This is a genomic window from Streptomyces sp. NPDC001027 (assembly GCF_040299045.1).
Taxonomy (GTDB): domain Bacteria; phylum Actinomycetota; class Actinomycetes; order Streptomycetales; family Streptomycetaceae; genus Streptomyces.
This window is the reverse complement of sequence record NZ_JBEPBI010000277.1, coordinates 1-9,587: the sequence shown is the minus strand read 5'-3', so window position 1 is coordinate 9,587 and position 9,587 is coordinate 1. Positions and strand designations below refer to the sequence as shown.

Annotated in this window: 12 protein-coding genes; 7 read left to right on the top strand and 5 right to left on the bottom strand. The window is 74.3% G+C overall.

The window, feature by feature from the left end; translation table 11 throughout:
• Positions 1–48: 48 nt before the first annotated feature.
• The 5 genes from ABT300_RS37715 to ABT300_RS37695 all read right to left on the bottom strand — a co-directional run bounded on the left by ABT300_RS37715 (position 49) and on the right by ABT300_RS37695 (position 2,601).
• Positions 49–420: a tetratricopeptide repeat protein gene (locus ABT300_RS37715; RefSeq protein WP_351685858.1), complete on the bottom strand. Its 372-nt coding sequence runs from the start codon at positions 418–420 to the stop codon at positions 49–51.
• A 56-nt stretch (positions 421–476) separates the two neighbouring features.
• Entirely contained in the window at positions 477–959 is a 483-nt protein-coding gene (locus ABT300_RS37710) for a MarR family winged helix-turn-helix transcriptional regulator (protein ID WP_351685857.1), read from the bottom strand.
• A 21-nt stretch (positions 960–980) separates the two neighbouring features.
• Entirely contained in the window at positions 981–1,781 is an 801-nt protein-coding gene (locus tag ABT300_RS37705; RefSeq protein ID WP_351685863.1) for a hypothetical protein, read from the bottom strand.
• Between the two features lie 41 nt (positions 1,782–1,822).
• The gene (locus ABT300_RS37700) at positions 1,823–2,197 is read right to left on the bottom strand and encodes a TraR/DksA family transcriptional regulator (RefSeq protein ID WP_351685855.1); all 375 of its coding nucleotides are present in this window, start codon (positions 2,195–2,197) and stop codon (positions 1,823–1,825) included.
• A 74-nt stretch (positions 2,198–2,271) separates the two neighbouring features.
• A complete protein-coding gene (locus ABT300_RS37695; RefSeq protein WP_351685853.1) occupies positions 2,272–2,601 on the bottom strand; it encodes a TraR/DksA family transcriptional regulator in 330 nt (109 codons plus the stop codon).
• 304 nt (positions 2,602–2,905) lie between these two features.
• On the opposite strand from ABT300_RS37695, the gene ABT300_RS37690 reads away from it, so the two are divergent.
• From ABT300_RS37690 to ABT300_RS37660, 7 genes are all read left to right on the top strand, one after another.
• Complete coding sequence (locus tag ABT300_RS37690; protein ID WP_351685851.1) at positions 2,906–3,859, top strand: HAMP domain-containing sensor histidine kinase; 954 nt, start codon at positions 2,906–2,908, stop codon at positions 3,857–3,859.
• Positions 3,856–4,521 (top strand): response regulator, encoded by a 666-nt coding sequence (locus tag ABT300_RS37685; protein ID WP_351685849.1) that lies wholly within the window; start codon positions 3,856–3,858, stop codon positions 4,519–4,521. The genes ABT300_RS37690 and ABT300_RS37685 overlap by 4 nt, the downstream gene beginning before the upstream one ends.
• Before the next feature lie 131 nt (positions 4,522–4,652).
• Positions 4,653–5,162: a hypothetical protein gene (locus ABT300_RS37680; protein WP_351685847.1), complete on the top strand. Its 510-nt coding sequence runs from the start codon at positions 4,653–4,655 to the stop codon at positions 5,160–5,162.
• A gap of 71 nt (positions 5,163–5,233) precedes the next feature.
• Positions 5,234–7,525, top strand: coding sequence for a protein translocase subunit SecD (secD, locus tag ABT300_RS37675; RefSeq protein WP_351685845.1), 2,292 nt, complete (start codon positions 5,234–5,236; stop codon positions 7,523–7,525).
• 220 nt (positions 7,526–7,745) lie between these two features.
• Positions 7,746–8,762 carry a Rieske 2Fe-2S domain-containing protein gene (locus tag ABT300_RS37670; protein WP_502978073.1) on the top strand — a complete coding sequence of 339 codons (1,017 nt, stop codon included), beginning with the start codon at positions 7,746–7,748 and terminating at the stop codon, positions 8,760–8,762.
• A gap of 218 nt (positions 8,763–8,980) precedes the next feature.
• Positions 8,981–9,295 carry a DUF6400 family protein gene (locus ABT300_RS37665; RefSeq protein ID WP_351685843.1) on the top strand — a complete coding sequence of 105 codons (315 nt, stop codon included), beginning with the start codon at positions 8,981–8,983 and terminating at the stop codon, positions 9,293–9,295.
• Positions 9,282–9,539 carry a hypothetical protein gene (locus tag ABT300_RS37660; RefSeq protein WP_351685841.1) on the top strand — a complete coding sequence of 86 codons (258 nt, stop codon included), beginning with the start codon at positions 9,282–9,284 and terminating at the stop codon, positions 9,537–9,539. Before ABT300_RS37665 ends, ABT300_RS37660 begins: the two co-directional genes overlap by 14 nt.
• The last annotated feature ends 48 nt before the right edge of the window (positions 9,540–9,587 follow it).

The following is a 9,587-nucleotide window of genomic DNA, read 5'->3' as shown; positions in this document are numbered from 1 at the left end:
AACGTGACCGCACGGGCCGTGACCGCCCCGGACGGACCGCCCCGGCGGTCAGTCCTGCGGGAAGTCGCCCGTGAGCGCCGAGGCGATCCGCAGGTGCCCTCCGGCCTCCGCGTGCCGGCCCTGCCGCTCCAGGGTGCGGCCCAGCATCAGCCGGGCGTAGTGCTCGACCGGGTCGCGCTCGACGATGACGCGCAACTCGGCCTCGGCGCGGCGCAGTTGGGCCGAGTGGTAATAGGCGCGGGCCAGCAGCAGGCGCGGACCGGTCTGCTCCGGCGTCTCCTCGACCAGGCCGGCCAGCACCCGGGCCGCGGCGCTGTACTCCCGGGCCCCGAAGAACAGTTGCGCCCGCTCCCAGCGTTCGGCCGGCGTCCCGTGGGAGTAGTACTCCTCGGTCCCGCCCTGTGCCCTCTCGTACCTCATGTCCACTGCTGACCTCCTTCGAGGCCGTCAACCGGACCGTGTACTTGAATATTCCACTACGCCGGTGGCGGCGGCCGGCTCTCGTCGGGTCCGAGCGGGACGTCGAGGAGGGTCGTCAGCTCCGCCGTGAACGCCCGCGTCCGGGCGCCGTCCAGTCCGCCGAGCGGCTCCAGCAGTCGCTCCAGCAGTCCCTGGACGACCGTGATCGCCCGCAGGGTGACGTCCCGCCCCCGCCCGGTGAGGGACAGCTGCACGGCGCGGGGATCGCGCGGGTCCCGGACGCGTTCGATCAGCCCGGCGGACTCCAGGGCGCGGGCGAGCTTGGAGACGTAGAGCGCCTCCAGGCCGGTGTGGTCGGCGAGCCTGCGCTGGCTGGGGCGTTCGCCGGCGCGCTGCATTCCGTACAGCGACGCGACCAACGAGTACTGCGCGTGGGTGAGTTCGAGCGGGGCCAGCGCCCGGTCGACCGCCACGCGCCACTTCGTCGACAGACGCCACACCAGGTAGCCGGGCGTGGCTCCTTCGGAACCCTTGCTCATGCTCGTTAGTTTACATGGCTACTATGCCTGGTCCCTCGCCTTGAGGGAGGGACGGCCGTGGGCGGCTCGCAGAAGGGTCGCGGCGCCGCGCACCGCGGCCGTGTGGGGCGCGGGGACGACCCGGACGGGCGCGTGCAGCCGGTCGGGGAGGCGGTAGGCGAGGTCCGGGCGCAGCGCGCCCCCGCCGGCGAGGAGCGCGCCCCGCACGAGGGCGTCGCGTGCCTGGGAGGTGCGGTCCTGATCCAGCATCGCCGCCACCATGGCGGCGACCGCCTCGACGATCCGCGCGGGCGGGGTGAGACGGTCCAGGTCGCTGGTGCCGAGCGCGGTGTGGCGGGCGTCGGTCACCGCGCCGTCGGTGAGGAGCGTGACCTCACTCAGATGGGCGCCGATGTCGACGACCAGCAGCGGGCGGGTCAGATCGGCGTCCGCGGCCACGGCTACGGCGCGCGCGGCGGGGACGGTCAGGAACGCACGGGGCCGCAGGACCTCGACCGCGGTGCGGGCCTCGGTCCGGTAGGCCATGCCGCCCAGCACGGGTGTGGCCACGATGACCAGCGGGCGGCCGAAGCGGGGCAGGCGATGGCCGAGCAGCCGGTCGAGCATCCGGGCGGCCCCGGGGGTGTCGACGATGGCGCCGCGCCGGACGGGATACGTGGCGCCCGTGGCGGGGAAGCCGACCGTGGGCACGTCGACGATCATCCGCCCGGCCGAAGAACAGGCACGTGTGCGGGCGCTGCCCAGGTCCAGTGCGACGCCCCAGCACTGCCGGCGTCGGGGCCACGCGCGCCGCCGGGCGGTCACGGAGCCGGAGACGGACACGGGGCCGGAGAGGGACACGGGGCCGGAAAGGGGCACGGGGTTCACCGTCCGGCCTCCCCGACGTGCCGGCACCGGGTGCAGCAGCGGGCCTGCGGCACGATCATCAGGTGCTCCCGGGCGATCGGCTCCCGGCACCGCCGGCAGACCCCGTAACGGCCCTGGTCCATCCGCGCGAGGGCGGCTTCCACGTCGGTGAGGACCATGCGGGCGGAGGCGGCGAGCTTCACGCGGACCTCCATCTGGGAGACGGCCCGCCGGTCGAGGGCCGCGTCCGTGCGGGTCGTGGCGGGGGAGGAGAGCTGCTGCAGCTGCTCCCGGCGGAACAGGCGCTGCTCGTGCAGGTTCTCGCGCAGCGCGGCGAGGTCCTCGACGGACAGGGTCGTCGGGTCGCGGTCGTCGACGATCTGGTGGTGCACCGAATCACCCCTTGGGCAGGGCAGGGCAGGGCGGGACAGGGCGGGAGCGGGCGGACGAGGACGGGCGGGGCCCGTCAGACGGCGGCGTCCCGCTGGCAGGGGACGCAGAAGCGGGTGTACGGCAGGATCTCCAGGCGTTCCACGGGGATGGGCCCGGAGCAGCCCCGGCAGACGCCGTAGCTGCCGTCCCGGACGCGGACGAACGCGGCCTCGACCTCGGCGAGCACCCGCCGGACCGTGTCCTTCTGCGCGGACATCACCTGTTCCGCCGTGTCGGGTCCGACCTCGTCGATGGCCTTCAGCTGGGCGTGGCGGGAGGCGCGTTCGTGTTCGAGGCGCTGGCGGGCCTCGTGGGCCGTCAGCCGTTCGGGGCGGGCCTCTGACCGGGGCGTGTCGAGCGACATCACGGTTCCTTCTTTCGGCGGGCGGTGCGCGGCGGGGCCGCTCGCAGCCGACGGGGCGGCGGGCGGCGGCCGCGGTCGCGGGCGGCGGTCCTGCCTCCACGGTGGCCGCGCCGCGGCCGGAATCCCATCGGGCGCAGTACCCATTCCGGGGCCGTCCCGTGGCCCATCGCCGATGGGTGCGCCGGACGGCGGAAATGGGCATCGGAGCCCATCGACGACGGAGCGGGCAGGGGGGAAGCTGGTCAGGACCTGCGGTGGAGACACAGTCGTCTCCCGGAGCACAGCAGAGGAAGGCGTCGTCCCGGTGTCCCTGTTCTGGCGGATCTTCGCGCTCAACGCGGTGGTGCTGGGCAGTGCCACCGCGCTGCTGCTGTGGGCTCCGGTGACCGTGTCCGTGCCGGTGGTGCTGACCGAGGCCGTCATCCTCGTGGCCGGCCTGGTCGTCATGCTGGTCGCCAACGCCGCCCTGCTGCGGATCGGGCTGGCCCCGCTCGACCGGCTCACCCGGCTGATGGCCACCGTCGACCTGCTGCGCCCCGGCCAGCGGCTGCCCGAACGAGGCCGGGTCGAGACGGCCGAACTGATCCGCGCCTTCAACGCCATGCTGGAGCGACTCGAGCACGAAAGGGCGTCCAGCAGCGCCCGCGTCCTGCTCGCGCAGGAGGCGGAGCGACGCCGCATCGCCCAGGAACTGCACGACGAGGTGGGCCAGAGCATGACGGCGATCCTGCTGGCGCTGGAGCGGACCGCCGACGACGCGGACGAGCCGCTGCGCGGTGAACTGCGGCAGATGCAGGAGATCACCCGGGGAAGCCTGGACGAGGTGCGGCGTCTCGTGCGCCGGCTGCGGCCGGGCGTCCTGGAGGACCTCGGCCTGATCAGCGCGCTGACCTCGCTCACCACGGAGTTCGCCACCCATGTCGGACTGCGCGTGGTGCGCCGCTTCGACACCGGCCTGCCGGTGCTGGACCAGCAGACGGAACTGGTGCTGTACCGCGTCGCCCAGGAGGCCCTGACCAACGCGGCCCGCCACGCCGAGGCCGGACGGGTCGAAGTCGGTCTGCGGCACACCGGCGAGGCGGTGGTCCTGACGGTGGCGGACGACGGCCGGGGGACCGGGCCGGCCCCCGAAGGGGCGGGCATGCGCGGAATGCGCGAGCGGGCCCTGCTGATCGGGGCCACGCTCGACATCACCTCCCGGCCGCAGGCCGGCGCCGAGGTCCGACTGACCGTGCCCCTCCTCAGGAAGCAGCCATGAGCGCGCCCGACACCTCCGTGATCCGCATCCTCCTCGCCGACGACCACGCGCTGGTCCGTCGCGGCGTGCGACTCATCCTCGACCGCGAGCCGGACCTCGAGGTCGTCGCCGAGGCCGGGGACGGCGCGGAGGCCGTCGACCTGGCCCGCACCCACCAGGTCGACCTCGCGGTCCTGGACATCGCGATGCCCCGGATGACCGGCCTGCAGGCCGCCCGCGAACTCGTCGCGCTGAAGCCGGAGCTGCGGGTGCTGATGCTGACGATGCACGACAACGAGCAGTACTTCTTCCAGGCGCTGAAGGCCGGCGCCAGCGGATACGTGCTGAAGTCGGTGGCCGACCGCGACCTGGTGGCCGCGTGCCGGGCCGCCATGCGCGACGAGCCGTTCCTGTACCCGGGCGCGGTCACCGCGCTCATCCGCAACTACCTCGACCGGGTCCGGGGCGGTGAGGAGCCGCCCGACCAGGTGCTGACCGCCCGCGAGGAGGAGGTCCTCAAGCTCGTCGCCGAGGGCCACTCCTCCAAGGAGATCGCCGAGTTGCTCTTCATCAGCGTCAAGACCGTCCACCGGCACCGAGCGAACCTTCTGCACAAGCTCGGGCTGCGCGACCGGCTGGAACTCACCCGTTACGCGATCCGCGCGGGCCTCATCGAGGCCTGACCACGTCGCTCACCGCATCGGGGCCTCAGGGGCCCCAGGGGCCGCTCGCCCGCGGCGGCCCGCGGCACGCGGGTTCCGCGCTGCCGCGCCGCCGCGCCCACACCGACATCGACCCGGAAGGGGGACGGGGCATGGCACGCCGCACGCACACAGCCCCGCCTCCGGGAGGCCGGATCCCGGCAGCCGTGCCCGCGGCGGTGCACGCCGTCCTGCTCGTGCTGCTCGTGCTGCTCGGTGCGTCCGGTGCGTCCGGTGCGTCCGGTGCGTCCGGGGCATTCGGTCCGTTCGGTTCGTTCAGTTCGTTCCGTCCGTTGGGTTCGCCGGCCCTCGGCGGCGCCGACGTCACGGCGTCCGGCGGCACGGCGGACGCCGCCCGGGTCTCGTCGGCGCACGGCGCGCCGCACGCACAGGACGCGGACCCCGCGGACCAGGCACTCCCCTCAGCCACCGCCCGGACCGCCGGGGACGCCGGCGGCGAACGTCATGCACCGACGGTTCCCGCCTCCCACCCGCAGCGCGACACGGCGGGCGACCCGCTCGGGCCCGGACGGACCCGGGCGCCGGCGACCGACGCACCGGCCCCGGAGCAGCGAGCACACCGTCCCGGCATGCGGGCTCCGCCTTCCGTCTCCGGCGACTGAACCCTTCTCTTCCTCTCCCTTCCCGGCCGCGGCCAGCGTCGTGGCCGCGGTGTGCCCGCCGGAGGCCCGCTGTGCAACGCTCCCCGCTCGTCAGAGGGCTCCTCGCCCTCGCCGTCGTCGCCCTGTCGCTGTACGTCGCGCTCACCGTGCCGGTCCACCTCGGACTCGACCTGCGGGGCGGAACCCAGATCGTGCTCGAGACCCGCCCCGCCGACCCGGCCGACGCCGGCGCCGAGGTCACGGACCGTACCGTGGAGGTGCTGCGCGGCCGGATCGACGCACTCGGCGTCGCCGAACCCGTCATCGCCCGGTCCGGCAGCGACCGGATCGTCGTCGAACTGCCCGGCGTGCAGGACCCCCGCAAGGCGGCCGACGTCCTCGGCCGGACCGCGCAGCTCACCTTCCACCAGGTGCTCGGCACGGCGGACGACGCCGACGGCACGTCGGACTCGCTGCCGAAGCGCCCCCACGAGCAGGTGACGGCCGACGAGTCCGGCAGGCCGCTGCGCCTGCGGGCCGCCGCACTCACCGGCAAGGACGTCGCGAAGGCGGCCGCCCGCTTCGACCAGCAGACCGGCGCCGGGTGGCACGTCACGGTGGACTTCAAGGGGGCGGGCGAAGCGGGCTGGGCCCGGCTGACCGGCGAGGCCGCGTGCCGTCCGCCCGGGGACCCGGGTCGCCGGGTCGCCATCGTCCTGGACGACAGGATCATCTCCTCGCCGCAGGTCGACCCCTCCGTGGCGTGCCGGTCCGGCATCAGCGGCGGCTCCACCCAGATCACGGGGTCGTTCGACGACGGCGAGGCCAAGGAGCTGGCGCTGCTCGTCAACGGAGGCGCCCTGCCGGTGCCGGTCGAGACCGTCGAGCAGCGCACCGTCGGCCCCACCCTCGGCGCGCGGGCCATCGAGGCGAGCGCCTGGGCGGCCGTCGTCGGCGCCGCCGCGACGTCGTTGTTCGTCATAGCCGTCTACCGGATCACGGGAGTCCTCGCCACGGTGGCCCTCGCCTGCTACGGCCTCATCTCCTACGCCGCCCTCGCCGCTCTCGGAGCCACCCTCACCCTGCCCGGGCTCGCCGGGTTCGTCCTGGCCATCGGCATGGCGGTGGACGCCAACGTGCTCGTCTTCGAACGCGCCCGCGAGGAGTACGCGGCCCGCCGCCGGCCCACCCCCCGCTCGTCGCTGACCGTCGGTTTCCACAAGGCCCTCAGCGCGATCGCCGACTCCAACATCACCACTCTCATCGCCGCCGGCCTGCTGTTCTGGTTCGCGTCCGGACCCGTGCGCGGCTTCGGGGTCACACTGGGCATCGGCGTCCTGGCCTCCATGCTCAGCGCCCTCGTCGTCACACGCGCCCTCGCCGACCTCGTGGTCGGCCGGCCCGGACTGCGTCGCCGTCCCCGCCTGACCGGCATCGCGCACACCGGCGCCGTCCGCGCGCGGCTCGCCCGCACGAACCCGGGCCTGCTGCGGCGACCCCGCCGGTGGCTGGCCGTCTCGGCCGCGGCCCTCCTCCTGGCGGGCTCCGGGATCGCCGTGCGCGGTGTCGACCTCGGCGTCGAGTTCACCGGCGGTCGCCTCGTCGAATACGCCGTGCAGGCGCCCGTGGACGCCGACCGGGCCCGTTCCGCGCTCGCCGACGCCGGGTTCCCCCGTGCCGTCGTCCAGACGTCCGGCGAGAACCGGTTCACCGTCCGCACGCACCACCTCAGCGAAGCGCAGGCGGCGACGCTCACCGACGCGGTCACCGACCTGGCGCCCCAGGCCGACAAGATCCGTGACGAGTCCATCGGGCCCAGCCTCGGCGAGGAGCTCCGGCACGGCGCCCTCGTCGCCCTCGTCGTCGCCCTCGGCGCGCAGCTGCTGTACCTGGCGGCACGCTTCCGCTGGCTGCTGGGAAGCTCCGCCGTCGTCGCGCTCGCCCATGACGTCGTGATCCTCGTCGGCGTCTTCGCCTGGCTCGGCAAGCCCGTCGACGGCGTCTTCCTGGCGGCGCTGCTGACCGTCATCGGGTACTCCGTCAACGACTCGGTCGTGGTCTTCGACCGGATCAGGGAACTCGGCCGCCGCGACCGCGGGTCGCCCTTCGCCCGGGTCGCCGAGCAGGCGCTGCTGCAGACCCTGCCGCGGACCGTCAGCACCGGCATGGGCGCCGCGTTCATCCTCACCGCACTGGCCGTCCTCGGCGGCGACACCCTCACCGACTTCGCCCTCGCCCTGCTCGTCGGCCTCGTGGTGGGCACCTGGTCCTCGATGTTCACCGCCACGCCGCTGGCCGTCGAACTGCACCGGCTCACCCGGGCCGGCTCCTCGCGGGGGCGCGGCACGCTCGGCCGTCCGAGTGGTGGCCTGCGGGGGCCGTGAGGCCTTGGCGCCGGGGTGGGACGTATGGCCTCTGAGCGCCGGTGGACGGGCCCCGCCCCGAGTGCCGGCCGGGCGCGAACATGGAAGGGACAAGGCCATCGACACTGAATCCGCGAGCGGTCCGTACCCGTCGCTCGAGCACGGGAACGGGGCGGTCCCCGATCTCCGGTGCCGCGGGATCGACCCGGACTTCTGGTATCCGGTGGCGGTGTCCCGGAGCGTGGCGAGGAAGAAGACGTTCGCCGCCCGGTTCGCGGGGGAGCGGATCGCCCTGTACCGCGGCGAGGCCGGCACGGTCTTCGCCCTGGAGGACCGGTGCGCGCACCGTCAGGTGCCCCTGAGCATGGGGGTGGTGGAGGGGGAGGCGCTGCGCTGCTGCTATCACGCCTGGGCGTACCGCGGCGACGGCCGCATCTCGCAGATCCCGTATCTGCCCAAGGGAGTGGGCCGGCCGCCGCGGGGCGTGCGCGCCTACCCCGTGCGGGAGGCCTACGGCCTCGTCTTCGTCTTCCCCGGCGATCCCGAGAAGGCCGCCGTGACGCCCCTGCCGGACCTGCCCGAGTTCGGTTCGGCCCGGCACCGGACCATGACGTTCTCGCGCACCGTGCGGTGCCACTACTCGTTCATGCACGAGAACCTGCTCGACATGAACCACCAGTTCCTGCACCGGGGCGTGCTCGGCAGGATCCAGCCCCGGCTGCTGGGGTTCGACACGGGGCCCGACTTCGTGGAGGCGCGGTACCTGTTCGTCCCCGCGGGCGGGAGGAAGGACCGGGGTGCGGGTCTGCTGTCCGCCGAGGGGCTGAGCGGCGGTTCGTCGCCGGACGTCGTCACCGTGCGCACCCAGTACCCGTACCAGACGCTGCGGGCGGTCCCGGAGAAGGCCGAGCTGCCCGCGTTCTCCCTGTGGGCCGCCTATGTGCCGCAGGACGCCGAGCAGCGCGTGAACCACACCTTCGGACTGCTCATGATCGCGAAGCCGCCGATCCCCGGGGCCCTGCACATGGCCTGGCCGTTCATCAGGAGGTTCACCGAGCGGGTGTTCGCGGAGGACCGGATGGCCGTCGAGGCGGAGCAGCGGGCCTGGGACGAGCAGGGCGAGGACCGCAACCAGGAGGTCTTCCCCTTGATCCTGCACGTCCGCGACGTGCTGCGGAACAACGGCGTCCCGCTGAGCCCCACCACGGCGCACGCCGGCGCGGGCCCCTGCGGGGGCGGCGCCGTGTGCACGTCCTGACGCCGGATCGGGCGACCGGCGGCCCGCCGCGCGGGCAGGCGCGGCCCGACCGCCTCACTGTCCGCCGGCCCGCCGGACACGGGTGACCGGACGCCGACGCCCCCCGCCGACGACCCTCCCGGCCCCGTCACCGGCCGCGGGACCTGCCGGGCCCACCGGCTGTGACTTCTCCCACCTGCTCTTGCCGGGGTGCGGAACGCTTGCCTACGTTCGGTCGCATGTCCTCCCATGGCGACGCTTTCCCCGCCGAACCCGACGAAGGCGCCGAGGCGCGCGGGCCTGCCGGGGACCGGCCCGACGCGTCCGCCCTGGTCGGTCTGGACATCGACCTGAGCTCCCACGAAATGCTCCGCCGCGCCCATGTGCTCGACGCCCTCGGCCCCGCCTGGGACCCCCTCGCCGCACTGCGCGGCGAGGAAGCGGCGTACGAGCTGCTCTACTCGGGCCTCAGCGCCGACCAGCAGCGGGTGTACGACGAGCTGGTCGCGGCCGGCGTCCTCCCGCGCAGAGGGGGCGGCCATGCTGCCGCTTGACCCGCAGGCCGACATCGGGCGTCGCGCCTGGGTTGCCTGCCCGAACTGCGACGACCGCCGCGGCTGCGCCGCCTGCGAGCAGGGGCGCACCTGCTCCGAGCACTGGCGCTACCTGCTCTCCCACGTCGGCAGCCTCCTCCACCTGCAGTGCCGGTCGTGCACGCACATCTGGACGCACGAGACGCACTTCGGCGCCACCCGTTCCCCGTGGGAGCGCATCACCAGCGGCCTGCGGCGGCGCTGACCGCGGACGACCGCCGACCCGGCCGGCTCGGGCGGCTGTGCGCCCGCC

Excerpts from the sequence above, each read along its gene's own strand:
- ABT300_RS37715 (WP_351685858.1), bottom strand. The coding sequence starts at position 420 with ATGAGGTACGAGAGGGCACAGGGCGGGACCGAGGAGTACTACTCCCAC.
- ABT300_RS37710 (WP_351685857.1), bottom strand. The coding sequence starts at position 959 with ATGAGCAAGGGTTCCGAAGGAGCCACGCCCGGCTACCTGGTGTGGCGT.
- ABT300_RS37695 (WP_351685853.1), bottom strand. The coding sequence starts at position 2,601 with ATGTCGCTCGACACGCCCCGGTCAGAGGCCCGCCCCGAACGGCTGACG.
- ABT300_RS37685 (WP_351685849.1), top strand. The coding sequence starts at position 3,856 with ATGAGCGCGCCCGACACCTCCGTGATCCGCATCCTCCTCGCCGACGAC.
- ABT300_RS37680 (WP_351685847.1), top strand. The coding sequence starts at position 4,653 with ATGGCACGCCGCACGCACACAGCCCCGCCTCCGGGAGGCCGGATCCCG.
- ABT300_RS37665 (WP_351685843.1), top strand. The coding sequence starts at position 8,981 with ATGTCCTCCCATGGCGACGCTTTCCCCGCCGAACCCGACGAAGGCGCC.
- ABT300_RS37660 (WP_351685841.1), top strand. The coding sequence starts at position 9,282 with ATGCTGCCGCTTGACCCGCAGGCCGACATCGGGCGTCGCGCCTGGGTT.